This window comes from Streptomyces sp. MRC013 (assembly GCF_023614235.1).
Lineage (GTDB): Bacteria > Actinomycetota > Actinomycetes > Streptomycetales > Streptomycetaceae > Streptomyces.
The window spans coordinates 1,502,254-1,527,130 of sequence record NZ_CP094264.1; the positions used below are offsets into that span (position 1 = coordinate 1,502,254).

Below are 24,877 nucleotides of genomic sequence, written 5' to 3' on the forward strand. Positions count from 1 at the left end.
CCCGGCCGTACCGGGTCCTGGTGCGGTGCGCGCCGGGTGGTGGAGGGGGAACTCACGTGGATCGCCGGTCCTGGGAGGTGTGCTGAGGTGGGGGTGCGGTGGAGAAGGGGCGCGGCCCCGCCGTATGGCGGAAGCTGTCAATCGTGAGCCATCGCACGCCCGGTGTCGTCGGCGTCACCGCCGTCGGCGCCGCCGGTCCCGTCCCAGCGGGCCCGCCTCATGTCGAGGCGCGGCGGGGAGGCCCCGGCGCCGTGCGCCGCCGTCCGGAGCGGGGTGGCCTCCGCGCGGTAGTGCCCGAGGGCGCGCCGTTCGCGCCCGGGCAGCAGCCGTCCGTCGGCGCGCACCACGCGCCACCACGGCACGGCCCCGCCGTACAGCGCCATGACCCTGCCGACCTGGCGGGGGCCGCCCTCGCCGAGCCATTCGGCGACGTCCCCGTAGGTCATCACCCGGCCGGGCGGGATGACCTCGGCGACCTCCAGGACGCGCTCCGCGTACTCCGGAAGCCGGTCGGGGTGCTCCTCAGCAGTCATCCGCACCATCCTGCACCACGGGTACGACAACGCGGGCACCGCACCCTGATGCCCCTCCCCGCCCCCGGCCGTGCCACCATCTTCCGGGCGGTGACTGGTGACACGAGATCGAGAAGGAACAGAGAAGGCGAGGGGAGAGGACGTGCGGCCTCCCGACGTGGCGAGCGCCTCCGGCGCCGGGCCGCGCCCGGACGGCGCCTCGCGCGGCGGCGGGCCGGAGCGCGGGGCGGACGACCGGCCCGCGCCGCCCGACGCCCCGGGCGAGCAGCGCGGCGACCTCTCCGGCGACGAGCCGCTGCTCGCGGCGCGCGTGCACCGCCCCTCCGACCTGCTGCGCCTGCTCGTCGGCCTCCTCGCGATCACCGTCGTCATCGGCATCGCGGCCTTCGCCAGCGGCACCACCTCCGGACTCGAACAGGACATCAACAAGGGCACCGGGCAGGCTCCGGACGTGTTCGTCAAGGTGGCCGGGCTCGTCTCCAGCATCGCCGTGCTGCTCGTGCCCGTGGCGTTCGCGATCGAGCGGCTGGTCAAGCGGGACGGGCTGCGCATCGCGGACGGCGTCCTGGCCGCCGTGCTCGCGCACGGGGTGACCCTCGCGACGGACCTGTGGGTGGCGCGGACGGCGCCCGCGGCGATCCAGGACGCGCTGACGCAGCCGCAGAGCGGCGGCGGGCTCACCGACCCGGTGCACGGCTACCTGGCGCCGGTCATCGCGTACATGTCGGCGGTCGGCATGGCCCGGCGGCCGCGCTGGCGGATCACCTTGTGGGCGGTGCTGCTGCTGGACGCGTTCACCATGCTGGTGGCGGGCTACACGACCCCCCTGTCGATCGTCCTGACGGTCCTGATCGGCTGGACGGTCGCGTACGGCGCCCTCTACGCGGTCGGCTCCCCGAACGTCCGCCCGACGGGCCAGACGCTCCTGGCGGGCCTGCGCCACGTCGGGTTCCGCCCGGTGTCCGCCATGCGCGCGGAGGGGCTGCCGGAGACCGCCGAGCAGGGCGACCGGGGCCGCCGCTACCTGGTCGCCCTGGAGGAGGGCCCGCCCCTCGACGTCACGGTGGTCGACCGGGAGCAGCAGGCGCAGGGCTTCTTCTACCGGGTGTGGCGCCGGATGACGCTGCGCGGCATCACCACGCGCCGCTCCATCCAGTCGCTGCGGCAGGCCCTGGAACAGGAGGCGCTCCTCGCGTACGCGGCGATCGCCGCCGGGGCGAACGCGCCGAAGCTGATCGCCACCTCCGAGCTCGGCCCGGACGCCGTGATGCTGGTGTACGAGCACCGGGGCGGCCGCTCCCTCGACTCGCTGGCCGACGAGGAGATCACCGACGAGGTGGTGTGCGGCTGCTGGGAGCAGGTCCGGGCGCTGCAGTCGCGGCGCATCGCGCACCGCCGGCTGACGGGCGACGCCCTGCTGGTGGACCACTCCGGCGACGTGGTGATCACGGACCTGCGCGGCGGCGAGATCGCCGCGGGCGACCTGGTGCTGCGGATGGACATCGCGCAGCTGCTCACCACGCTCGGCCTGCGGGTCGGCGCGGAGCGGGCGGTCGCGGCGGCCGTGGAGGTCCTCGGCCCCGACAAGGTCGCCGGCTGCCTGCCGCTGCTCCAGCCGATCGCGCTCAGCCGGTCCAGCCGCGCGACGCTGCGCAGGCTGGCCCGCGAGCGGTCGCAGCGGGAGCGGGAGGCGGTGCTGAAGGCGTCGGAGGCCGCGAAGCGGGCACGGTCGGAGGCGTCCGGCGGTACCGGCCCGAGGACGGGGCGCAGGGCGGTCCGGGCGGAGAAGCAGGCCGAGAAGCGGGCGCTGGAGGACGCGCTGCACGGCGCGCGGGAGGAGGACCTGCTGGCGCAGATCCGCCGCCAGGTGCTGCGCATCAGGCCGCAGGCCCCGGTGGAGCCGGTGCGGCTGGAGCGGATCAGGCCGCGCACGCTGATCAGCCTCATCGCGGGCGCCGTCGCCGCGTACTTCCTGCTGTCGCAGATCGCCAGCATCCCGCTGTCGACGATCAGCGGGGCGGACTGGACCTGGGTCTCGGCGGCCGTCGCGTGCTCGGCGCTCAGCTACGTGGCCGCGGCGATGAGCCTGCTGGGCTTCGTGCCGGAGCGGGTGCCGTTCCCCCGGACCGTGGTGGCGCAGGTCGCCGGTTCCTTCGTCAAGATCGTCGCGCCCGCCGCGGTGGGCGGGGTCGCGCTCAACACGCGGTTCCTCCAGCGGGCCGGGGTGCGGCCCGGCCTGGCGGTGGCGAGCGTCGGGGCGTCGCAGCTGTTCGGGCTGGGCGCGCACGTGCTGCTGCTGCTGGCGTTCGGCTACCTGACCGGTACCGAGCGCTCGCAGGGCGACTTCACCCCGTCGAGGACGGTCATCGCGGGGCTGCTGACGATCGCGGTGCTGCTGCTGGTGGTGACGGCGGTCCCGGCGCTGCGGAAGTTCGTGTCGACGCGGCTGCGGTCGCTGTTCGCGGGGGTGGTGCCGCGCATGCTGGACGTGCTCCAGCGGCCCGGCAAACTGCTGACCGGCATCGGCGGCATGCTGCTGCTGACGGCCACGTTCGTACTGTGCCTGGACGCCTCGGTCCGGGCGTTCAACGACGGCCTCCAGCCGCTGTCGTACGCGAGCCTCGCCGTGGTGTTCCTGGCGGGCAACGCACTCGGTTCGGCGGCGCCCACGCCGGGCGGCGTCGGCGCGGTCGAGGGCGCCCTGCTGGCCGGCCTGGTGCTGGCCGGGGTGCCGAAGGAGGTGGCGGCGCCGGCGGTGCTGCTGTACCGGCTGCTGACGCTGTGGCTGCCGGTGCTGCCGGGCTGGGTCTCGTTCAACCACCTCACGCGGAAGGACGCCCTGTAGGGCCGCGCGGGCGCGGCGGGTGCGCGGGCGCGGCGGACGCGAACGGGCGGCAGGGCCGCGCGGGTGCCGGGCACGAGCGGACCCGCAGAACCGCGCGGGAGCGGCGGGCGCGGGTGAGCGGCGGGCGGCGGGCACGGGTGAGCGGCGGGCACGCGGAGGCCGCCTCGCATCTGCTGGGGGAACCGGCTGCTCCCGCTTGCAGCCGCCGACCGCTCACGCCTACATTGCCGCACGTGCGTTCCTACACCTCGCAGCAGGCGGCGCGCCTCCTGGGCGTGAGCGCCGACACCGTACGCCGCTGGGCCGACGCCGGACGGCTCCCCACGCGCCGGGACGAGGCGGGGCGGAGGCTGGTCGACGGCCGCGACCTGGCGGCGTTCGCCGTCGAGCTGGCCGCGCGGCCCGGCGAGGGCGGCGATCCCCCGTACACCAGCGCGCGCAACGCGTTCCCCGGCATCGTCACCGCCGTGCGGCTCGGTGACGTGGCCGCCCAGGTGGAGATCCAGGCCGGTCCGCACCGGCTCGTGTCGCTGCTGACCCGCGAGGCCGTGGAGGAGCTGGGCCTGGAGGTGGGCGTGGAGGCGGTGGCGCGGGTGAAGTCGACCAACGTCCACGTCGACCGTGTCTGACCGTCCGCGCGCGCGCGCGCCCGGACCCCCGCTCCCCCGGTCCCCCCGGGGGCCCCCGTGTGCCGTGCCGTGCGCCGCTCCCTGGCCGCCCTGCTGGCCGCGGCCCTGCTGCCGCTGACGGCCTGCGCGGGCCCCGGGGACCCGGCGGGGCGGGGCGGGGGCCGGTTGACCGTGCTGGCCGCCGCCTCCCTCACGGACGTCCTCCGGGGCGTCGGCGCCGCCTACGAGGAGGAGCACCCCGGCACGGACGTCGTCTTCTCCTTCGCCGGGTCGCAGGAGCTGGCCTCCCAGGTGCGCCAGGGCGTCCCGGCCGACGTCCTGGTCACCGCCGACGCCCCGACCATGGACCGCCTGGGCCGGGCGGTCGGCGAGCCCGTCGTCGTCGCCCGCAACCGGCTCGCCATCGCCACCGCCGAGGGGAACCCCGAGCGGATCACCGGCCTGGAGGACCTGTCGCGGCCCGGCGTGAAGGTGGTGCTGGCCGCCCCCGAGGTGCCGGCCGGCCGCTACAGCCGGCAGGTCCTCGACCGGGCCGGCGTGGACGTGCGGCCCGTCTCCGAGGAGCCGAACGTCCGCGCCGTCCTCGGCAAGGTCCGGCTGGGCGAGGCGGACGCCGGGCTCGTGTACGCCACCGACGCGGCCGCCGCCCGCGACGAGGTCGACGCGGTCGCCCTGCCGGACGCGCACAACGCCGTCGCCTCCTACCCGGCCGCGGTCCTCGGCTCCGCGCGCGACCCCGGGGCGGCCCGCGGCCTCGTGGCGTGGCTGCGGTCGCCGCGCGCCCGCGCGCTGCTGGCGGCGGCCGGTTTCGAGACGCCGTGATCCGCGCCCGGCGGGTCCCGGTCCCGCTCGCCGTGCCGGCGCTGGCCGCGGTGGTGTTCCTGCTGGTGCCGCTCGCCGGGGTGCTGGCGCACGCCCCGTGGCGCACGCTCGGGGAGCGGCTGGCCGCACCCGCCGTGCGGGAGGCGCTCGGCCTGTCGCTGGTGGTGTCCGTGTGGGCGCTCGCCCTGTCGCTGCTGCTCGGCGTGCCGCTGGCGTGGGTGCTGGCCCGGGTCGACTTCCCCGGCAAGCCGCTGGTGCGGGTGCTGGTGATGCTGCCGATGGTGCTGCCGCCCACGGTGGCGGGCGTGGCCCTGCTGCAGGGGTTCGGGCGGCACGGCCTGCTGGGCGGGGTCCTGGCGGACCGGTTCGGGGCGTCGCTGCCGTTCTCGACGGCGGGCGCGGTGGTGGCGGCGGCGTTCGTGGCGATGCCGTTCCTGGTGATCAGCCTGGAGGGCGCGCTGGCGGGACTGCACCCGCGCTACGAGGAGACGGCCGCGTCGCTGGGCGCCGCGCCGCTGCGGGCGTTCCTCACGGTCACGGTGCCGATGGTCGGCCCGGGGCTGGTGGCGGGGGCGGCGCTGTGCTGGGCCCGGGCCCTGGGCGAGTTCGGGGCGACGATCACCTTCGCGGGGAACCTGCCGGGCACCACGCAGACGCTGCCGCTCCAGGTGTACCTGCTGCTCCAGAACGACCCGGAGGGCGCCGTCGCCGTGTCGCTGCTGCTCCTCGTCACGGCCGCGGCGGTCCTGGTCGCGCTGCGCGGGCGCTGGCTGGGACACGCGGCGGTACGGCGGGCCCCGCGTCCGCCGGCCGTCGCGCAGGAGGAGCGGAACGGCGCCGGCCCGCCCGCCGTCGAGCCGGCCGGCGGGCACCCCGAGGGGGCGGCGTGGCCGCTGTCGGCCGAGGTGAGCGGGGCCGCCGCCGTCCGCCTGGAGGTGCCCGCCGGGACGACGGTCGCCGTCGTCGGGCCGAACGGGGCCGGCAAGAGCACCCTGCTGCGCGCCCTGCTGGGCCTCACCCCGCGCGCCGCCGCCACGTCCCTGCGCCTGGGCGGGCGGGAGCTGGCCGGGCTGCCGCCGCACCGGCGCGGCATCGCGTGGGTGCCGCAGGACGGGGCGCTGTTCCCGCACCTGACGGCGCTGGCCAACACCGCGTACGGGCCGCGCGTCCGGGGCGTGCCGCGGGGCCGCGCGCGGGCGGAGGCCCGGAGGCGGCTGGAGCGGCTCGGCGTGGGCCACCTGGCGCACCGCAGGCCCGGGGAGCTGTCCGGCGGGCAGGCCCAGCGGGTGGCGCTCGCCCGGGCCCTGGCCGCGCGGCCCCGGCTGCTGCTGCTCGACGAGCCGCTGGCCGCCCTGGACCAGACGGCCCGCGCGCGGGTGCGGCACGCGCTGCGGCGGCACCTGGCCGGGTTCCCCGGGGTGTGCCTGATCGTCACCCACGACCCGGTGGAGGCGGTGTCGCTCGCCGACCGCGTCCTCGTCCTGGAGGAGGGGCGCCCGGTGCAGTACGCGGCGCCCGCCGAGGTGGCCCGGCACCCGCGCTCCCCGTGGGTCGCGCGCATGCTCGGCCGCAACGCCTGGCCGGGCACGGTGCGGGACGGGGGCCTGGACACGGCGGACGGCGCCCGGCTGGTCACGGCCGCCGACCCGGCGCCCGCCGACGGCGCGGCCGCCCTCGCGGTGGTGGCGCCCGAGGCGGTGGCGCTGCACCGCGCCCGCCCCTCGGGCAGCCCCCGCAACGTGTGGCGGGGCACCGTGCGGGAGCTGGCCGCGCACGGCGCGCGGTTGCGGGTCCTGGTGTCGGGCGGCCCGGGCGCGCCGTCCGACGCGGTCGCCGAGGTGACCCCGGCGGCGGCCGCGGACCTGGGGCTCGCGGAGGGCTCCGAGGTGTGGCTGAGCGTGAAGGCGACCGAGATCGACGTCGTACCGCTGTAGGCGCGGACGCCCCCCGTGCGCGCCCGCGCGGCGGCCACCCGCATGGGCGCGCGTCGCGGGCGGGGGGACGGCGGGGCGCCGACGATGGACGCATGCCGACCACTCGCCCCGCCCGGCGGACGACCGCCCGCCGCCGCACCGCCGTCCTCGCCGCCGCGGCCCTCCTCGCCGGCGCCGCCGCGGGGTGCGGCGACGGGGGCGGCGGGGACGGGGAGGAGGCCGGCCAGGCGATGAGGGGGCTGGCCGCGCAGAAGCCGTCGTGGAAGCCGTGCGCGCCCTCCTCGACGAAGGGCGGCGCGACGCCCCCGGCCCCGCTCCCGGACGGCACCCGGTGGGAGTGCGCCTTCATGGACGTCCCGCTCGACTACGCCGACCCCGGCGGCGACACGGTCGAACTGGCCCTGATCCGCGCCCGGGCCCGCGACCGGTCGAAGCGGATCGGCTCGCTGTTCTTCAACTTCGGCGGTCCGGGCGGCTCCGGGGTCACCGCCCTGCCGTCCTTCGCCCCCGACTACGAGGCCCTGCGCCGCCGTTACGACCTGGTCGGCTTCGACCCGCGCGGCGTGGGGCTGAGCAGCGGCGTGGAGTGCCTGGGCCCCCGCGCCCTGGACGCGTTCTTCGCCCGGGACGCGACGCCCGACGACGCCGCCGAGGAGAAGGCGTACCAGGGCGGGCTGAAGGAGTACGCGAAGGCGTGCGAGGAGAACTCCGGCGAGGTGCTGCCGCACGTCGGCACGGAGAACGCGGCCCGCGACATGGACCTGATGCGGCAGGTCCTCGGCGACGACAGGCTGCACTACTTCGGCATCTCGTACGGCACGGAGCTCGGCGGGGTGTACGCGCACCTGTTCCCCCGCCGGGTGGGCCGGGCCGTCTTCGACGCGGTCGTCGACCCGGGCGCGACCGCCGAGCAGGGGGCGCTCGGCCAGGCGAAGGGGTTCCAGCTGGCGCTGCGGAACTTCGCCGCCGACTGCGTGCGGCGGGGCGACGACTGCGCGCTGCCCGGCGGCACCCCGCAGGAGATCGAGCGGTTCGTCGTCGACCTGCTGAAGCGGCTCGACGAGCGCCCCGTGAAGGGCATCGGCGACCGCGAGCTGACCCAGACGCAGGCCGCCAACGGCATCGCGCAGGCGCTGTACTCCAAGGAGTACTGGCAGTACCTGGAGCAGGGACTCGACGAGGCGGACGGCGGCGACGGCGCCCTGCTGCTGGCGCTGTCCGACTCGATGAACGGCCGCGACGAGAACGGGGAGTACGACAACCTGCAGGCGGCGAACACGGCGATCAACTGCGTCGACGACCGGCAGCGGTTCACCGCGGAGCAGGTGAGGGCGAAGCTGCCCCGGTTCCGCGAGGCGTCGCCCGTCTTCGGCGAGCTCCTCGCCTGGGGGATGCTGGGGTGCGGCCAGTGGCCCGTCGCGGGCCGGTCGGACCACCCGGACGTGAGCGCCCCCGGCGCGCCGCCGATCCTGGTCGTCGGTACGACGGGCGACCCGGCCACGCCCTTCGAGGGCGCCGCGGCCATGGCCTCGGCGCTGGGCGGGGACGTCGGCGTGGAGGTGACGTACCGGGGCGAGGGGCACGGCGCGTACAACGGCGGCGACGCCTGCGTGCGGCGGGTGGTGGACGCCTACCTGCTCGACGGGAGGGTCCCGCCGTCGGGCACCGTCTGCCCGTGAAGGCCCCACCGGGGCGCGGGGAGCCGGGGGCGGGGGCGCCTACGATGGCTCTCCGGCGGCGGGACGCCCGGTACGCCGGGGAATCTTCGGGGGGTACATGTCCAAGCGGGTGCGGGTGCGGATCGCCGCGGCGGCGGCCCTGGCGGCCCTGGCGGCCGGTACGGTCACGGGCTGCCGGGACGGCGGGGCGGGCGGCGGGCCGGCGGCGGGGAGCACCCCGGGCGTGCCGGGGCTGCCCGCCGCGCTGACCGGCCAGAAGCCGCGGTGGGGGCCGTGCGGGGCGCCGGAGGGCGGGGAGAAGCCGGGACCGGCGTGGCGGTGCGCGGCGGTGGAGGTGCCGCTGGACTACCGGCGACCGGACGGCGAGACCCTGTCGGTGGCGCTGATCCGCAAGGAGGCCCGCGACCGGTCGAAGCGGATCGGCTCCCTGCTGTTCAACTTCGGCGGCCCCGGCGCGTCGGGCGTCGGGATGCTGCCGGGCTTCGCCCCGGCCTACGAGGCGCTGAACACCCGCTACGACCTGGTCGGCTTCGACCCGCGCGGCGTGGGCGGCAGTTCGGCGGTCGTGTGCCGGTCGGACGAGGAGCAGGCGAGCGCCGAGGCGAGGATCGACCCGACGCCCGACACGCCGGCCGAGGAGGCCGCCTACCTGGAGAACGGCTCCGACTTCGGGGCCGGCTGCGCCCGCCGCTCCGGCAGGCTGCTCCCCCACGTGACCACCGGCAACACGGCCCGCGACATGGACCTGATCCGCCACGTCCTGGGGGACGCCGACCTGAACTACTTCGGCATCTCGTACGGCACGCAGCTGGGCGCGGCCTACGCGCACCTCTTCCCCCGGCACACGGGCCGGACGGTGCTGGACGCGGTGGTCGACCCGACCGCCGACGGCGAGGGGCACGCCCGGCACCAGACGAGGGGCTTCCAGCGGGCGCTGGACAACTACTTCGCGTCCACCGGCGAGGACCCCGGGGCGGGCACGGCGCGGGTGGCGCGCCTGCTGGCGCGGCTCGACGGGCGGCCGCTGGGGACGAGCGGCGGCCGGATGCTGACGGAGGGCCTGGCCCTCACCGGCATCGTGCTCCCGCTGTACTCGCAGAGCAGCTGGCCGCTGCTGACGGAGGCGCTGCGGGAGGCGGAGGACGGCCGGGGCGACGCGCTGCTGCGGCTCGCCGACATGTACAACGACCGTGACGCGAGCGGACGCTACGGCACCGACAGCCACGCGCAGCGGGCGATCTCCTGCGCCGACACCGACCAGCGGCCCACGGCCGCCGACGCGAAGGCGCTGCTGCCCGAGTTCCGGCGCATCTCCCCCGTCTTCGGGGACTTCCTGGCGTGGGACACGGCGGGCTGGTGCGCGAACTGGCCGGTGAAGGGCGAACCGGCGGGCCGGGACGTGTCCGCGCCGGGGGCGGGGCCGATCCTGGTCGTGGGCACGACCGGCGACCCGGCGACGCCCTACGAGGGCGCGCGCAGGATGGCGGACGGCCTGGGCGAGGGCGTCGGCGTGCTGATCACCAACGAGGGCGAGGGGCACGGCGCGTACGGCTCGTCGGCGTGCGTGACGCGGAAGGTCGACGGCTACCTGCTGCGGGGCGAGGTCCCGGCGGACGGCACGACCTGCTCGTAGCCGCCCCGCGGGGCGGAGGGCGCCGGGGCCCCGGCGGGACCGGCCCGGCCCGGGCGCCCGCCCGCGGCCCGGCGGGCGGCGGACGCCCCCGCACCCGGGCTCCCTCCGAGGCCGGCGGGGAGCACCGGCCCCGGTCCCGACGGCGGTGCCCGTCCGGCGGCCTCCCCGGCCGCCGGGCCCGCCGTGGGATCCCGCTCGCGGGCCCTTATGGACCGGTCGACTCGGCGGTCTTTGGCCCTGCCCGCCGGACCGCGACCGGGGCAGGGTGGAAGGACCCGAATCCCGTGGAGGTCTCCTTGAGCATCGCGTTCCCGCCGACCGCCTCGGCCGCGGCGGTCGCCCCCGGCACCGGGGTGGCGCACCCCCGGCCGCCGGGCCGTCCCACGGCCGCCGGGCGGGCGTGGCCGCCGCGCCCGGCCGCGCCCTCGGCCCCGTGCCCCGTCCGGTGGCGGCGGTCACCGGCCTCGCCGCACTGCCGCGCACCGGCGCCGCCGCCCGCGAGGTGGTGGGGCACCCCGGTGTCGGCCGCCTCCCGTACGCGGCGGGGACGGCGCTCCGCGACGAGGGGGCGCCGCCCGTCGGGGAGGGGGCCGCGCCGCGACCCGCGGCCCGTGCGACCGCCTCCGGGGCGGAGGCCGGCCCTCTCGGTCCGAGGCCCGCGGTGCTCCCCGTCGTGCTCCTGCCGCCGCCCGTGCCCACCGGCGGGCACGGCTCCTCCCCGCCGCGTACGGGATGCCCGCCGCCGTACGGCACCGGGCGCCGGCCGGGCCGGGGGCGCCGACCGGCGTTCGCCGGAGGTCCGCGGCCCGCCTCGTGGCCCCGGGCGCCCGGTCGGCGGCGGCGTGATGCGTTTCCGGCACACGGACGCGATCTGGTCCGACCACCCCGAACTCACCGCCGGCGCGCTGTGGGCCACCGGCGTCGGCACCGCCGCCGACGTCGGCCCGCGCGTCGCCGGACACACGGCCCGCGCGGCGGCCCGGCTGGCCGGTGCCACCGAGGGCGGCTTCCCCGAAGTGCTGGCCTGGCGGCGGGCCTTCTCCCGGATGGGACTCAAGCCGACGCAGTACCGCTGCGCCGCGGAGTCGCTGCTGCGGCGGCTGAGGAAGGAGGGGGGACTGCCGCGCATCCATCCGGTGGTCGACCTGTGCAACGCGGTGTCGGTCGCGTACGCGGTGCCGGTGGCGGTCCTCGACGCGGACCGCATCGCCGGTCCCCTGCTTGAGGTGCGCCACGCCCGCGGCGACGAACACTACACGGCCTTCGGCGGCGGCACCGAGCACCCCGCACCCGGCGAGGTGACCTTCGTCGACTCCGCCGGACGGGCGCACGCCCGCCGCTGGACCAACCGGCAGAGCGGCCACTCCGCGGTCACCGCGCGCACCAGCCGCATCCTGGTGGTGGTGGAGGCCATGCACGACGGCGGGGCCGAGACCGTACCGGAGCTGCTGGGGACGGTGGCCGAGGAGCTGGCCGCGCACTGGCCGACCGACCCCGTGACGGCCGTCCTCACCCCCCGCGCACCGGAGTTCTCCTTCGGAGAGCCCTGATGGCGCGTGGGGGCCGCAGCGGCGCATGCGGCATCGACCCGGTGGACGAGGAGGGACCGGTGGCGGACGGAACGACCACCGCACCCGTGGCGGCGGCCGCGTCGGCGGACCGCCGGCCCCCGGCCCGCGGCTCCGACTTCCTGCAGCTCGACGTCGGTGACGCGCCCGTCGGCGGCAAGGCGGACTGGCTGGCCCGGCGGCTGCGGCAGGCGATGGCCGACGGCCGGTTGGCGGTGGGCAGCAGGCTGCCGCCCACCCGGATGCTCGCCGCCGAACTGCACGTCTCGCGCGGGGTGGTCACCGAGGCGTACCGGCGGCTGGCCGAGGACGGCCACGTCGAGGGGCGCCGGCGCGGTGGGACGGTGGTGGTCGCGGCACCCCCCGCGCGGCCGGCGGCACCCCGCGGCGCCGGGCCGTGCCGCGGCCCGGCGCCGGTCCCCGTCGACCGGGCGGGGCCGGGCGCGCCGTTCGCCGGGGAACCCGGCGCCGACGCCTTCGACGCGCTGCGCGCCGCCCCCGCGCGCATCGACCTCACCCCCGGGCGGCCCGACCTCACCGCGTTCCCCCGCACGGCCTGGCTGCGCGCCGAACGGGCCGTGCTCGCCGAGCTGTCCGCCGAGAACCTCGGCTACGGCGACCCCCGCGGAGCCCCGCGACTGCGCCGCGCCGTCGCGGCCTGGCTGGCGACCGGCCGCGGCATCCGGGTGGAGCCGGACGAGGTGCTGATCGTCGCCGGCACCGCGCAGGCGCTCACGCTGCTGTCCCCCGTGCTGCGGGCGGACGGCATCGACGGTGTCGCGATCGAGGACCCCGGTTCGCTCGGGACCCGCCAGCACCTGCGGAACGGAGCCCTGGCCACCCCGCCGGTACCGGTCGACGACCGCGGCGTGCGCGTCGACGCGCTGCGCGCCACCGGAGCCCGCGCGGTGCTCCTCACGCCCGCCCACCAGTTCCCCACCGGCGTGGTGACGAGCGGCGAGCGCCGCCGCGAGCTGCTCCTCTGGGCGGGGGACGGCGGGCTGGTCCTGGAGGACGACTACGACGCGGAGCACCGCTACGACCGGCCCCCGGCGGCAGCGCTGCGCGCGTCGTCGGCCGACGTGTGCTACATGGGCAGCGTGTCCAAGCTGCTCGCGCCCGCGCTGCGGATCGGCTGGATGGTCCCGCCGCCCCGCCACCGCGACGCGCTGGTCGACGCGAAGCGCTTCACCGACCTGGGCAACGCCGTGCTGCCGCAGTTGGCGCTCGCCCGGCTGATGGAGTCCGGCGGCCTGGAGCGGCATCTGCACCTCCTGCGCGGCCGTCACCGGCGGCGCCGCGACGCGATGATCGACGCCATCGCCGAGCACCTGCCGGGCGCGGTGGTGCACGGCGCGGCGGCCGGTCTGCACCTGACCGTCACGTACGCGCCGGAGGTGCCCGACACCGAGCTGGCCGCCGCCGCGCTCGCCCGGGGCGTGAAGTGCCAGCCGCTGTCGTGGCACCGGCAGGCACCCGGCCGTCCCGGCCTCGTCCTCGGCTACGCGGCCCCTCCGCGGGGAGCCATCGCCGAAGGGGTGGCGACGCTCGGCGAGGCGCTGCGCGAGCTGGCCTGACGCCGCCTTCGAACGGGTCGGCGGCGCCGTCCACGAGCTCGGCCGCGCCGGCCGCCGGGGGCGACACCGCCGGCCGGAGGCCCGTAGGGCACGAGCTGGAGGCGAGCGAGCGGAAGCCGGTGATCGAGCGGACAGCCCCGCAGGTCTGCCGGGCATCCCGCCGGGGGACGAACCGCTTCCAGATCGCCGACGGCCCCGGGCCGCCCAACCGGCTGTCACCGGCGGGCCAGGACCACGGAAGCACCCGGCCCCGTCCGGGGGCCTGAACCGCCGCTCCCTTCCTCGCCGCCGCCTCCCTCCGCTCACCGCGCCCTGGGTCACCCGGCCGCGTCGGCCGTTTCGCCCTCAGCATCGGCGTGCTGGACCAGGGGGAGAACTATGGATGTCGGGCCGGGCAGGACGGGTAACCTCTCCAGGTGGCTGACGACTGGTACGTCCTCATCGAGGAGGACACCCGCACGACGCGGCGTTTCGACCGTGGTGAGCTGAAGCTGCACCGCTGGGCCCTGGTGGCCACCCATCCGATCAGCGGTACCCGGGAGCAGGCGCAGGCCGCCGCCGAGGATGCCGCTCTCAACTACCTGCCGGACGTCCTGGCCAGACACGCGCGAAGCGGTGAGACCCCGGCCCGCCGCGCCTTCCTCACCCCGGACGGGGCCTGGCTGGTCTGGGTCAGGCAGCACCACCGCGAGTGCCACATACGCGTGACCACGGCCCGCCTCGTCCACGCGCACGAGGAGAGCCCGGCCCCGCCCAAGACCCTCAAGGAAAAGTTTCGCAACGCCCTGGAGGGCCCCGAACCTCCCCCGGCCCCCTGGACGCCCAAGGGCGGCAGCGAAGCTTCCCCTTGATCGTGGCCCCCTGGAGACGGGGAGCCTGGGGTTCCAGAGGGAGGAGTACCGGGTGGGAAGCGCGTACACGAAGCGGTACACCGAGGAGTTCGAGCGGGACGCGATCGCGCTCGTCGACTCCTCGGGCAAGACGGTCACCGCCGTCGCCCGGGAACTCGGCATCAACTCGGAGCCCCTGCGCGGCCGGTACCGCAAGGCCGAGGTCGACCGGGGCGAGGGACAGCCCGGTGAGCTGACCGGCGCCGAGCGCGAGGAGCTCAGGCGGCTGCGGCGGGAGGACCGTGAACAGCGGCAGACCATCGAGATCCTGAGAAAAGCGACGGCCTTCTCGTGAAGGGAGAACGACCGGTGAGCGGGCCGTACCGGTTGGTCCACGCGGAGAAGGCGACGTACCCGACCGTCCTGCTGTGCCGGGTGTGAAGGTCGCCCGCTCCCCTCAGCGGGCGGTTCGTGGGTCTTTGAGTGGTTCTGCTGCCGCCTGATGGTGTGGCGGCAAGGCGGAATGCCGGTCCACGGGTGCTGATCTGGTGATGTGACCGGGCGAGTGAACGCAAGCCGTACCCGAGTGACTCATCGGACGGGCAGTGGGCTCTGGTCGAGCCGGTGATCACCGCGTGGAAGAACCGGCGCCGCTCGGTCAGCGGCCACCGGGGCGCCTACGCCATGCGGGAGATCGTGAACGCGACCCTCCACCGGGGCGGGCCGGCTGCCGGTAGGCCCGCCTCCCGCACGATCCACCGCCCACGAGCGCGACGTACTGCTGCTTCGCCGCCCGGCGGGACGACGGCACCGACCAGGCCATCCACGACCTCCTGCGCTGCCGGGTCCGTGAACGCGCCCGACGACCGGAGGACCCGACCCTGGTGGTCCTGGACCCCCAGAGCGTCCACGCGGCCGCCGGGGTCCCCGCCGCCACGACCGGTCACGATCCCGCCAAGCGGGTGCCCGGCCGCAAGCGCGGCCCTGCCGTGGACGTCCTCGGCCCGGTCATCGCAGCCGTCGTCCTCGCCGCGAACACCCGCGACAACGCCGCGGGCATCGTCCTGCTGGACCAGGTCGCCGAGCACACCGGTGGCACCGTCCGCAAGGCCCTGGCCGACCAGGGTTTCAAGAACCAGGTCGTCGCGCACGGCGCCGGCCTGGGCACCGACGTCGAAACCGTCGTACGCAACCCGCAGGAGACGGGGTCCGTGCCGCAGCCGAAGCGGTGGAGGGTCGAGCAGACCTACGGGGCCCTGACACCGGAACCCCCACCAGCGACTCACTGCAACCCCAACCAGAAACAGACATCACCTCACAAACCACCCACTGAAGTCCGGGCCGGGCACGCGGCCGTGCGCCACCCGCGTTCGCGGCGAGCTCGGCGACGACCGGGGTCACCGTGGTGTGCGCGCCGGACTCGTGCGGCTGACCCCGGCGGGGAGGCGCTGGGAGGCGAGCCTGCGGGCCGGCCGGGCACCGCGCGGTGCCGACGTGACCGTCGTGCGGGGCTCCCGCACCGGCCGCGGAGGTCGGCGGGTGTCCCCGGAAGAGTGCGTTTCCGTCGTCATGGTCACGAGCCCGGTCCGGCGCGCATACCGCCACCGGTGACGACACCTTTACGCGATGTGGCCGTGCGCCAGCCGTGGGTGTCCTGTCGGGGTCGGCGGTGGGCCAGGTGCGAGGGGAAGGACGACGACGCAGCTTCCGGAACAGGCCGTCGCGCAGCGGGGTCAGGACCCGGCCGACGAGTTACTGCGATCGTTCGGCCGGCAGATCAAGATCCTTCGGCAGCGCGCCGGGCACACCCGGGTCGCCTTGGGGCGGCTCCTCGGCTACGGCGAGGCCCAGATCGCGGCCATCGAGCAGGGACGCCGCATTCCGCGGCCCGACACCGTCGACAAGCTCGACCACCTGCTGGAAGCCGAAGGCATGCTGCTCGCCATGAAGCGGCCCGTAGCCCTGACCCGGTACCCGGCGTTCTTCCGCGACGCGGCCCGGATCGAGGAGACGGCGGTCGAGTTCCACCAGTACGCCCCGCTGATCATGCCCGGCATGCTCCAGACCGAGGAGTACGCCAGGACCGTGTTCATCGTCTGGCGCCCGCGGCGGAGCGAAGCCGAGATCGAGCAGATGGTCTCGGCCCGGCTTGAACGGCACAGGATCTTCGATCGCAAGCCGGCGCCCGTGCTCGGCTTCGTGCTTGAGGAAGCGGTCCTCCAACGGCCCATCGGCGGGGTGGACGTCCTTCGAGGACAACTGGAGCATCTGCTGCTGGCCGGGCAGAACCCCCATGTGGAGATCCAGGTGATGCCGACCCAAGCGACCGATCACGCCTGTGTGGACGGCCCCTTCACCCTCATGGTGCCGGAGGGCGGGGAGCAGGCGGCTTACGTGGAGAGTCAGGGAAGCGGTCGCGTGCTCACCTGTCGGGAAACCGTCCGGGGCATCGCCGCCCGGTAGGGAGTCGTCCGGGCACAGGCGTTGTCGCCCGCCAAGTCCCAGCGCCTGATCGAGCAGTCGCTGCGAGAAGGAGACCTATGAACACCGAGCAGTCCGAGGTCCCACAGCTCCACTGGATCAAGAGCACCCACAGCGGAGGCGCGGGGGGCGATTGCGTCGAGGTGGCCTCAGCCCCGTCCGCCATCCACGTCCGCGACTCCAAGGACACCGGACAGGGCGGCCTCGCCGTCACACCGGGCGCCTGGACGGCGTTCCTCGGCCTCGCCCACCGAGGTTGACCGAAACCCGTACCACCTGACGTGTCGCCGGCCTGGCCGACCGCAGCCGCTCCCGGCGGGGTCGGGCCCGGCAGGCGGAGAATCGCGCATACGGCTGCGCAGACCCCGTGGCCGTCCCTTCGGGGGCGGCCACGGACGCGTTCCCGGGGAGTTCGGTGCGTCCGTGCCGCATCGGCGAGGCGGGCAGCGGACGGACGCCCGGCCAGGTGGGCCCGACGCCCCTCCGGCCCGCCGGTCCCGCGGTGCCCTCCCCGTCGTCCCCCGTCGCGTTCCACCTCGGTCCGGGCGACGTGACCTGGAACGCGCACCACGACGGCGGAGGCCCGTGGCGCCCGGTCGGGCCGGGCGCCACGGGCCTCCGTCCGGTCCCGCCGGCCGGCGGGAGGGATGGTCAGTAGACCGGCTTGTGCGGCTCGATCTGGTTGACCCAGCCGATGACGCCGCCGCCGACGTGGACGGCGTCGGAGAAGCCCGCGGACTTCAGCACCGCCAGGACCTCCGCGCTGCGGACGCCGGTCTTGCAGTGCAGGACGATCTTCTTGTCCTGCGGCAGGTCCTGGAGGGCGTTGCCCATCAGGAACTCGTTCTTGGGGATCAGCCGGGCGCCGGGGATCGAGACGATCTCGTACTCGTTGACCTCGCGGACGTCGATGATGTCGATGTCCTCTCCGTCGTCGATCCACTCCTTGAGCTGCTTCGGGGTGATCGTCGAACCGGCCGCCGCCTCCTGGGCCTCCTCGGACACGACGCCGCAGAAGGCCTCGTAGTCGATGAGCTCGGTGACGGTGGGGTTCTCTCCGCAGACGGCGCACTGCGGGTCCTTGCGGACCCTGACCTGCCGGTACTGCATCTCCAGGGCGTCGTAGACCATCAGCCGGCCGACCAGCGGGTCGCCCACGCCGGTCAGGACCTTGATCGCCTCGGTCACCTGGATGGAGCCGACGGACGCGCAGAGCACGCCCAGGACGCCGCCCTCCGCGCAGGAGGGGACCATGCCCGGCGGCGGGGGCTCGGGGTAGAGGCAGCGGTAGCAGGGGCCGTGCTCCGACCAGAAGACCGACGCCTGGCCGTCGAACCGGTAGATGGAGCCCCAGACGTACGGCTTGTTCAGCAGCACGCACGCGTCGTTGACGAGGTAGCGCGTGGCGAAGTTGTCCGTGCCGTCGACGATCAGGTCGTACTGCCCGAAGATGTCCAGCACGTTGTCGGCCTCGAGCCGCTCCTCGTGCAGGACCACGTTCACGTACGGGTTGATGCCCTTGACGGAGTCGCGGGCGGACTCCGCCTTGGAACGGCCGATGTCGGACTGGCTGTGGATGATCTGGCGCTGGAGGTTGGACTCGTCGACCTCGTCGAACTCCACGATGCCGAGCGTGCCCACCCCTGCGGCGGCCAGGTACATCAGGGCCGGCGAACCGAGCCCGCCGGCGCCCACGCACAGCACCTTGGCGTTCTTCAGCCGCTTCTGCCCGTCCATCCCGACGTCCGGGATGATCAGGTGGCGGGAGTACCTGCGGACCTCGTCTACGGTGAGCTCGGCAGCCGGCTCGACCAGGGGTGGCAGCGACACGGGGACTCCGTTGGTCGTATGTCAGTACGGGACTACCCCCGCGGGGGCGGGGACCAGGGGACTACCTGTCTGTTCGGTAACACTGCCACGGCCCTTCTCATTCCGAGACACCCGGTCCGATCTGCGAGACGATTTCGTCCCAGTACCCGGGCAGGGCCGCGAAGGGGCTCGTCCGCCCGGTGCGGTCGGTGAAGAAGACCGTCCCCGCGCCCTGCCAGCGGGCGATCCGCACGGCCTCGTCGAGGTGGTTGCGCGGCACGCCGTGGACGAAGTGCACGAACCTCTCCGGCGGGTGCTCGGCCGTCCACTCCGCCGCCTGGGACCAGCGGTACTCGGCCCAGGGCCCGGAGAAGGTGACCATCTGGTCGGCCGCGTCCGCGTAGCCGGGGTGCGGGGGGCCGCCGTGGCCGAGGACCAGGTAGGCGCCGTCGGCCTGGTTGACGGCGGCCTTCAGCACGGTGGCGAGCCGCCGGACCCCGGCGAGGTCCCGTCCCTCCGTGGGGCAGCGGTCCAGGAAGTAGCCGTCGACGCGGTACCAGTCGACCTGGCGGTGCGCCTCGGAGACCGCGTCGCTGAACGGCCGGGCGCCCCGGCCCAGGTCGAGGCGGCCGAGGACCCGGACGCCGGCGTTCCGGAGCCGGTCCGCCACCTCCAGGCGGTGCGGGTCGAGCCGGGCGCCGAGACCGCCCGCCACGTCGAGGACGGCCCAGTGCACGGGCGCTCCCGGCCGGGCCAGCTCGTCCCAGTCGGCGAGGGCCGGGAAGGGGTGGGCGCAGCCGGGGATGCCGAAGCCGAGCCGTTCGGCGCCGGCCGCCGACAGACCGGTGCCGGTGCCGGCCGCCGACGGGCCGGTGGCGGCGCCGGTGCCGGTGCCGGCGAGCGAGGGACCGGTGCCGGTGCCGGCGAGCGAGGGACCGGTGCCCGTCATCGACGGGCCGGTGGCGGCGCCGCTGCCGATCACCGCCAGGCCGGTGCCGCTGCTGGTCAGATGCGGCATGCCGCCTCCATCCAGATGTCCGCGAGGGATTCCTCCAGGTGGATGCGGGGCCTCCAGCCGAGCCGGTCGCGGGCGGTGCGCACGTCGGCCTGCTGCCAGGCCCCGCATCCGTCGGGGTAGGGGTGGCCGGTGACCGGCGGCTGGTGGTCGGAGGGCGACTCGGAGCGCTGGGCGCCGATGACGGGCCGCGCGGGCGGGCCGTCCGGCTCGTGGAGGGAGCCCGGGTAACCGGCGACGCGCGCCAGGAGGGAGGCGGCGTCGCGGAGCCGTACGGCGCGGCCGGTGCCGATGTTGACCACTCCCTGCGCCGCCGACAGGGAGGCGGCGTGCACGGCGCGCGCGACGTCCCGTACGTCGACGAAGTCGCGCTGCACGCCGAGGCCGCCGAGCCTCAGCTCCGTGTCGCCGGACTGCACGGCGCGGCGCACGGCCTCCGCGAGCCGGCCGAGGGGCGAGCCGGCCGGGGTGCCCGGGCCCACCGGCGAGAACACCCGCAGGACGACGGCGTCCAGCCCGGAACCGAGGACCAGCTCGGTCGCCGCGAGCTTGGACACCCCGTACGGCCCGCCGGGGCGGGGCACGGCGTCCTCGGCGGTCGACGAGCCGGGCTGCGACGGCCCGTACTCGGACGCGCAGCCGAGCTGGACCAGGCGGGCGCCGCAGCGGCTGCGGCGCAGCGCCTCGCAGACGGTGGCGACGGCGACCGTGTTGTGCCGGGTCAGTTCGCGGGCACCGCCGCGGGTGGTCCCGGCGCAGTTGATCACGACGCCCGGGTGCACGGCGTCCAGGAACCGGGTGAGTGCCCCCGGACTGCCGTTGGCGAGGTCGAAGCGCACGTCGGAGTCGTCGCGGCGGCCCAGGGCGGTGAGGTGTACCGCCGGGTCGGCGAGCAGCCGGTCGGCGACGAAGCGGCCGACGAATCCCGTGGCGCCGAGCAGCAGGACCCTCATCGCGCGCCCCCTTCGCGCCGTGCGGCCGTGGTCGGGGATTGGGGGGTCATGTCGTGTGTCTCCTCGGTGTTTCGCGGATGCGTGGGGCCCGGCGCCGTGCCGGGCACCCCGGGAGTCCCCGGGGCCGGCGGGACGCCCGGGCCTCCGGCCCGTTCTGCATGTGCTGTCTGTGCTGTCTGTGCTGTCTGTGCTGTCTGTGCTGTCTGCATGAATTCACATGGTCCGTGCATGTTCACGTGGTCTGCGGAACCGGCGTCCTGCGTGCTCTGCGGGACCGCGCGGATCGTGGACGCCGGAGGAAGGGTCAGGGGCGGACGGGCACGGCGGCCCGCACGGGCACGGTGGCGACCACCGCCGGGGCGGGCCCGACGGCCCTGCGGAGGGCACCCGGTACTGCGGGGGCGTCCCGGCCCCCGGCCGCCCGCCGTACCGGGGCGGTGGGGTTCCCCGGGAGGCCGGCCTCCCCGCCGCACGGCCCCCGGTGCCGGGGCGGCGACGCCTCGGCGAGGACGGCGGGCCGTCGGCGCCCGGTCCCGACCCCGGCGGAAGGGCTCGCAGCGAGGGCGTGCCCGGAGGGAGGGCGCCGGGTGGGAGCGGCACCGGAGGGGGCGCGCCCGGCGCGCGCCTGCCCGGCCGGGGGTCCTGAATGCTCAGGCATCGCCGCCCCCGTCCGCCGCCGCCGTGGCGGCGAACGCCCGCACGGACACGGACCGGGCCGAAACAAGCCGGGCGGACGCGGGCCGGGCGGATGCGGGCCGGGCGGACGCGGGCCGTACCGACCCGGGCCGGGCGGACACGGGCCGCACGGACACGAACCGTGCGGCCACGGACCGAGCAGGCGCGGGCCGTACCGCCACGGGCCGCGCGGACGCCGCCCGGCGGCCCGGTGCGGCGGGGCGGAGGGGCCGCGGGGTCGTGCGGCCGGCTGTCGGGCGGTATGTGCACGGTCGTACACGGTCCTCCGTGACCAGCGGCGGAGCACCGAAGAAGCGTTTGGCCAGCAGGCGGGGCGGCTCCACCGCGCCGCCCGGCGCGGCACGGCGCGGGCCGACCGCGTCCGGCCCGTCCACGCCGTACCGGTCGAGCGCCGGGGGAGCGGGGTGCCCTCCGGCCGGCCGACGGACGCCGGACGGTCGCCGGGGAGGCGTCGGGTGCGCTCCGGGGCGCGCCCGGGTCGCGGCGGCCCGGCACCCGGACACCGGCCCCGGACCGGAAGGCCCCGGACCGGGAAGCCGCGTGCCGGAAGGCCGCGTGCCGGAAGGCCGCGTGCCGGGAAGCCGCGTGCCGGAAGGCCGCGTGCCGGAAGGGCCCGGACCGGGAAGCCGCGTGCCGGAAGGGCCCGAGCCCGGAGGCTCCGTACCGGGAAGCCGGCCCTGCTGCGAGCCGGTCGCGCCAGGGTCCGGACCCGCCCGAGGCGTACGGGCGCCCGCCCTCCGCGAGCAGTCCGATCCGCACGAGTACACCCCCGATCTCCTTCGTGGACGGCGCCGTCGGTTCGGCGACTCCACGGCGGGACGACCGTAAGCGGGCGGGCGGGCGGCGCGCCGGACGGTTGTCCGTCACGCCACCGGAAGGGGTGAATGGGCGTGACTTTCGCACGCCGTCGGCGTTCTGCTGCGCTAAGACCGCACCCCGTCACCTTCCGTGACGACCCACCCGGGTGGCGGGGCGTCAGTCGCCCGGGTAGGCCCAGGGGTTGGGGCGGCACCTGACGCCGTCGATCTCCAGCGACTTGGTCTGCTGCTGCATCACCGGCGCCGGCGCGCCGGGGGTCTGGCAGGTGCGGTGGTTGTGGCCGAGGCGGTGGCCGACCTCGTGGTTGATGAGCATCTGCCGGTAGGCGAGCATCGCCCCGGGACCGAAGGTCTCGGCGCCCTGCGCCCACCGGTAGGCGTTGATCATGACGCGGTCGGTGGCGGCGGAGTCGCAGGAGACGTTGTCGACGGTCGTGTCGAGCCCGGACTTGGCGCACCAGACGCCGGTCGTCCCCGGGCTGGCCAGCGTGACGACGAAGTCGGGCTTGCCGGTGGAGATCCGCTCGAAGGTCATAGCGCCGCCGTGCGCCCAGCTGCGGTCGTCGTTGAGGGTCTCCTGCACGGCCCGGGCGAACAGCCTGCCGTCGAGCCCGAGCCCCTTCTCCACGTCGACGCGGTACCGGAACTTCCGTCCCCCGCCGGGCGCCCTGTCCGTCCCGGGGACGGCCTCGAACTCCCCGGACCCCTTCATCGCGGGGTCGAGGGGGAACTGCCGGGCCATCAGCTGCTCGTACGTCGCCGGCCCGGCGGGCGCCGCGGGCCGCGAGGGGGCGGCCCGCGGCGGGGTGGTCCGCTGGTCGGAGCGGGAGGCGGCGTCGTCGGCCGCGCCCCTGCCGGGCGCGTCGACGGCCCGGTCCGCCCGGTCCCGCTGCCGGGCGTCGCCGACCTGGCCGGTGACGACGACCGCGAGGACGGTGACGACGGCGGCCGCGGCGATCCCGGTGAGCGTACGGCCCCGGCCCGCGGCCTGCGTCCCGCCGCGGTCGCCGCCGCCGCGGTCGCCGTCCCGGTCGCCGTCCCGGTCGCCGTCGCCCCGGCTCCCGTCAGCGCCGGAACCGGCCGTGTCCGCCGCTCCGGCCCCCGGGCCGCCGGCCGGGGGGCCCTGCGGCCCGGCCGTCCCGGCGGAAGGGTCGCCGGCCGGGCGGGCGGAGGCCTCGCGGGCGCCCGGCGCCGCCGGGGCGTCGAACGCCTCGACGAACTCCCGGCGCGGTCCCGGGGCGCGCGGCGGGCTCTGCGCGATGCCCGGCCGGGGCGTCCCGGCCCCGTACGGGGCGCCGCCCCAGCCGCCGCCCGGCTCGCGCTGCTCGGGGTGCCCGCCCCGCACGTCGCGGGAGGGGGCGTGCACGGGGGTGCCGTGCGGCGGGGTCGCGAGGCCGTAGCCGTACCCGTACTGCCGCGGGGCCGGGTCCCCGGGGGGGCCGGTGGGGTGGGGCCGCCGGCTCCTCCCGCGGGAGGGGAGGAGCGGCCCGCCGCTCCCGTGCGTCCCCCTCCCCCGCCGGCGCCTCCCTGCGGCGGCGGCCGCCGCCGGGTGCGGTCGCGGTGGTCCTGTCGTCCGCCTCCCGGGGGGGTGGGGGCGGGGCCCTTGCGGCTGTGTCGTCCCACGCCCCGTGTCAGCTCCTCGCCCCGTCGCCCCGGCCGTCGCCGTCCCGGTCGGCGATCAGCTCGCGCACCGCCCGGGCGACCGCCTCGGGGTACTCCATCATCGCCACGTGACCGGCCTCCGGAAGCGTGAGCAGCCTCGCGTCCCGGAAGGTCGCGGCGGCCCTGCGCGCCGTGCGGTACGACACGAGCCGGTCCCGTCCCCCGTACACGAGGAGCGTCGGCGCCAGGACCCGTTCCGCCTGCCGCCACAGATTGTGCTGGCCGCCCAGAGTGTAGGCCTCGACGATGCCGCGCGCCGAACGGGCCGTCACGTCCCAGAAGTACGGGAGCCTCAGGCGGTGCTCCATCTCCTCGATCGCGGCCAGCAGCCCCTCGTCCGTGGCCCTGCCGGGATCGCCGTAGCAGAGGGCGAGCGCGCCCCGCACGCGCTGCTCGGCCGTCCACTGCCCGGTCAAGCGGGCGAGCAGCCGCGCCGCGCCGGGGAGGGCGAGCATCGCCATGGGCCACGCGGCGCGCTGGACGCGCAGCTCGGGCAGGGCGGGCGAGACGAGGGTCAGGGTGCGGACCAGGTCGGGGCGGACGGCCGCGACGCGCGTGGCGACGGCACCGCCCAGGGAGTTGCCGAGGAGGTGGACGGGGCCGCGGGCCTCGGCGTCGAGGAGGCGGACGACGGCGCGGGCGTGGCCCGCCACCGAGTGGTCGCCGTCGCCGGGCGGCGGGGAGGCGCCGAAGCCGGGCAGGTCGACGGCGTCCCCGTCCAGGACGTCCTCCAGGAGCGGCATCAGCGCCGACCAGTTCTGCGAGGAGCCGCCGAACCCGTGCACGTACAACGCGGGCGCCCCGCCGGGCGCGCCGGAGCGGCGGCGCACGTTCAGCGTCAGACCCGGGAGCTCCACGGAGCGCAGGCACTCCCCCTCCGCGATCCGCACGGCGTGCGCGCGAGGCGCCGCGGCGGAGGACGCGGGAAGCTCGGTCGAGGACATGCGGCAATGTTACGAGACGATCACGTCCGGGGCGGTGTGTTCGCCGTCACAGATCGCATAGCGTCGACAGGGGGGACCTTCTAGGCTCGTAGCGAGGGCAGAAGCCCGTGAGAAAGGGGAGCTCATGACCGTCGACCCCACCGATCCCGAGACGCTGGCGGAGCTGGCCCGGGAGAACGGCGCGACCGGCACCGCCGCACTGGACGAGGAGACCCCGGAGGCGGACGCGGCCGAACAGCACGCGGAGCTCCGGCAGCAGTCGGACGATCCGCTGTCGCGCATCGACCCGGGCACGGCGAACGAGGCGGACGCCGTGGAGCAGGCCCGGGTGGTGGCACTGGACGAGGACGACTACCGCGACGGCGAGTGAGAGGGGGCGTCCCCGTCGTTCCCGCAGGTCGGGGGTGCGGCGGTGGCCGGCCCGTTCGTGTTCGAACGTTCGGCTACCG

General features: G+C 76.5%; 18 protein-coding genes and 2 pseudogenes. 14 read left to right on the forward strand and 6 right to left on the reverse strand.

Annotation, left to right across the window (positions count from 1 at the left end; all coding sequences use genetic code 11):
• Window positions 1-137: 137 nt before the first annotated feature.
• Window positions 138-533 carry an MGMT family protein gene (locus LUW75_RS06605; protein WP_250334782.1) on the reverse strand — a complete coding sequence of 132 codons (396 nt, stop codon included), beginning with the start codon at window positions 531-533 and terminating at the stop codon, window positions 138-140.
• Window positions 534-675: 142 nt separating this feature from the next.
• On the opposite strand from LUW75_RS06605, the gene LUW75_RS06610 reads away from it, so the two are divergent.
• The 13 genes and pseudogenes from LUW75_RS06610 to LUW75_RS06670 all read left to right on the forward strand — a co-directional run bounded on the left by LUW75_RS06610 (window position 676) and on the right by LUW75_RS06670 (window position 16,791).
• Window positions 676-3,378: a lysylphosphatidylglycerol synthase domain-containing protein gene (locus LUW75_RS06610; RefSeq protein ID WP_250334783.1), complete on the forward strand. Its 2,703-nt coding sequence runs from the start codon at window positions 676-678 to the stop codon at window positions 3,376-3,378.
• A 233-nt stretch (window positions 3,379-3,611) separates the two neighbouring features.
• Window positions 3,612-4,007, forward strand: coding sequence for a TOBE domain-containing protein (locus LUW75_RS06615; RefSeq protein WP_250334784.1), 396 nt, complete (start codon window positions 3,612-3,614; stop codon window positions 4,005-4,007).
• A gap of 69 nt (window positions 4,008-4,076) precedes the next feature.
• The gene (gene modA, locus LUW75_RS06620; RefSeq protein WP_250334785.1) at window positions 4,077-4,829 is read left to right on the forward strand and encodes a molybdate ABC transporter substrate-binding protein; all 753 of its coding nucleotides are present in this window, start codon (window positions 4,077-4,079) and stop codon (window positions 4,827-4,829) included.
• A complete protein-coding gene (locus LUW75_RS06625) occupies window positions 4,826-6,763 on the forward strand; it encodes an ABC transporter permease (protein WP_250334786.1) in 1,938 nt (645 codons plus the stop codon). Before modA ends, LUW75_RS06625 begins: the two co-directional genes overlap by 4 nt.
• A gap of 92 nt (window positions 6,764-6,855) precedes the next feature.
• Window positions 6,856-8,442 carry an alpha/beta hydrolase gene (locus LUW75_RS06630; protein ID WP_250334787.1) on the forward strand — a complete coding sequence of 529 codons (1,587 nt, stop codon included), beginning with the start codon at window positions 6,856-6,858 and terminating at the stop codon, window positions 8,440-8,442.
• 97 nt (window positions 8,443-8,539) lie between these two features.
• The gene (locus LUW75_RS06635) at window positions 8,540-10,075 is read left to right on the forward strand and encodes an alpha/beta hydrolase (protein WP_250334788.1); all 1,536 of its coding nucleotides are present in this window, start codon (window positions 8,540-8,542) and stop codon (window positions 10,073-10,075) included.
• 845 nt (window positions 10,076-10,920) lie between these two features.
• Window positions 10,921-11,625, forward strand: a complete 705-nt coding sequence (locus tag LUW75_RS06640; RefSeq protein ID WP_250334789.1) for a B3/B4 domain-containing protein — start codon at window positions 10,921-10,923, stop codon at window positions 11,623-11,625.
• A complete protein-coding gene (gene pdxR, locus LUW75_RS06645; RefSeq protein WP_250334790.1) occupies window positions 11,625-13,220 on the forward strand; it encodes a MocR-like pyridoxine biosynthesis transcription factor PdxR in 1,596 nt (531 codons plus the stop codon). The genes LUW75_RS06640 and pdxR overlap by 1 nt, the downstream gene beginning before the upstream one ends.
• Before the next feature lie 416 nt (window positions 13,221-13,636).
• Window positions 13,637-14,071 carry a hypothetical protein gene (locus LUW75_RS06650; protein ID WP_250334791.1) on the forward strand — a complete coding sequence of 145 codons (435 nt, stop codon included), beginning with the start codon at window positions 13,637-13,639 and terminating at the stop codon, window positions 14,069-14,071.
• Window positions 14,072-14,123: 52 nt separating this feature from the next.
• Complete coding sequence (locus tag LUW75_RS06655) at window positions 14,124-14,405, forward strand: transposase (RefSeq protein WP_250334792.1); 282 nt, start codon at window positions 14,124-14,126, stop codon at window positions 14,403-14,405.
• A gap of 257 nt (window positions 14,406-14,662) precedes the next feature.
• Window positions 14,663-15,310, forward strand: a pseudogene (locus tag LUW75_RS24580) (transposase); the annotation flags it as partial.
• Between the two features lie 366 nt (window positions 15,311-15,676).
• Window positions 15,677-16,594, forward strand: a pseudogene (locus LUW75_RS06665) (helix-turn-helix domain-containing protein).
• On the forward strand, window positions 16,591-16,791 hold the full coding sequence (locus LUW75_RS06670) for a DUF397 domain-containing protein (protein WP_250334794.1): 201 nt from the start codon (window positions 16,591-16,593) through the stop codon (window positions 16,789-16,791). The pseudogene LUW75_RS06665 and the gene LUW75_RS06670 overlap by 4 nt, the downstream one beginning before the upstream one ends.
• A 391-nt stretch (window positions 16,792-17,182) precedes the next feature.
• Here LUW75_RS06670 and moeZ read toward each other — a convergent pair whose 3' ends face one another.
• From moeZ to LUW75_RS06695, 5 genes are all read right to left on the reverse strand, one after another.
• Window positions 17,183-18,361, reverse strand: a complete 1,179-nt coding sequence (moeZ, locus tag LUW75_RS06675; RefSeq protein WP_250334795.1) for an adenylyltransferase/sulfurtransferase MoeZ — start codon at window positions 18,359-18,361, stop codon at window positions 17,183-17,185.
• Between the two features lie 97 nt (window positions 18,362-18,458).
• Window positions 18,459-19,358 (reverse strand): spherulation-specific family 4 protein, encoded by a 900-nt coding sequence (locus LUW75_RS06680; RefSeq protein ID WP_250334796.1) that lies wholly within the window; start codon window positions 19,356-19,358, stop codon window positions 18,459-18,461.
• Window positions 19,346-20,308, reverse strand: a complete 963-nt coding sequence (locus LUW75_RS06685) for an NAD-dependent epimerase/dehydratase family protein (RefSeq protein WP_250334797.1) — start codon at window positions 20,306-20,308, stop codon at window positions 19,346-19,348. Before LUW75_RS06685 ends, LUW75_RS06680 begins: the two co-directional genes overlap by 13 nt.
• A gap of 1,671 nt (window positions 20,309-21,979) precedes the next feature.
• A complete protein-coding gene (locus LUW75_RS06690; protein ID WP_349816399.1) occupies window positions 21,980-23,188 on the reverse strand; it encodes a DUF3152 domain-containing protein in 1,209 nt (402 codons plus the stop codon).
• Between the two features lie 265 nt (window positions 23,189-23,453).
• Window positions 23,454-24,428, reverse strand: coding sequence for an alpha/beta fold hydrolase (locus tag LUW75_RS06695; protein WP_250334798.1), 975 nt, complete (start codon window positions 24,426-24,428; stop codon window positions 23,454-23,456).
• Between the two features lie 124 nt (window positions 24,429-24,552).
• On the opposite strand from LUW75_RS06695, the gene LUW75_RS06700 reads away from it, so the two are divergent.
• Window positions 24,553-24,798, forward strand: a complete 246-nt coding sequence (locus LUW75_RS06700) for a hypothetical protein (protein WP_250334799.1) — start codon at window positions 24,553-24,555, stop codon at window positions 24,796-24,798.
• Window positions 24,799-24,877 lie beyond the last annotated feature (79 nt).

What these genes read in the sequence shown, in the direction of transcription:
- LUW75_RS06635 (WP_250334788.1), top strand. Translation starts at nt 8,540, where the DNA reads ATGTCCAAGCGGGTGCGGGTGCGGATCGCCGCGGCGGCGGCCCTGGCG.
- LUW75_RS06670 (WP_250334794.1), top strand. Translation starts at nt 16,591, where the DNA reads ATGAACACCGAGCAGTCCGAGGTCCCACAGCTCCACTGGATCAAGAGC.
- pdxR (WP_250334790.1), top strand. Translation starts at nt 11,625, where the DNA reads ATGGCGCGTGGGGGCCGCAGCGGCGCATGCGGCATCGACCCGGTGGAC.
- LUW75_RS06605 (WP_250334782.1), bottom strand. Translation starts at nt 533, where the DNA reads ATGACTGCTGAGGAGCACCCCGACCGGCTTCCGGAGTACGCGGAGCGC.
- LUW75_RS06640 (WP_250334789.1), top strand. Translation starts at nt 10,921, where the DNA reads ATGCGTTTCCGGCACACGGACGCGATCTGGTCCGACCACCCCGAACTC.
- LUW75_RS06685 (WP_250334797.1), bottom strand. Translation starts at nt 20,308, where the DNA reads ATGAGGGTCCTGCTGCTCGGCGCCACGGGATTCGTCGGCCGCTTCGTC.
- LUW75_RS06695 (WP_250334798.1), bottom strand. Translation starts at nt 24,428, where the DNA reads ATGTCCTCGACCGAGCTTCCCGCGTCCTCCGCCGCGGCGCCTCGCGCG.
- LUW75_RS06700 (WP_250334799.1), top strand. Translation starts at nt 24,553, where the DNA reads ATGACCGTCGACCCCACCGATCCCGAGACGCTGGCGGAGCTGGCCCGG.
- LUW75_RS06630 (WP_250334787.1), top strand. Translation starts at nt 6,856, where the DNA reads ATGCCGACCACTCGCCCCGCCCGGCGGACGACCGCCCGCCGCCGCACC.
- LUW75_RS06680 (WP_250334796.1), bottom strand. Translation starts at nt 19,358, where the DNA reads ATGCCGCATCTGACCAGCAGCGGCACCGGCCTGGCGGTGATCGGCAGC.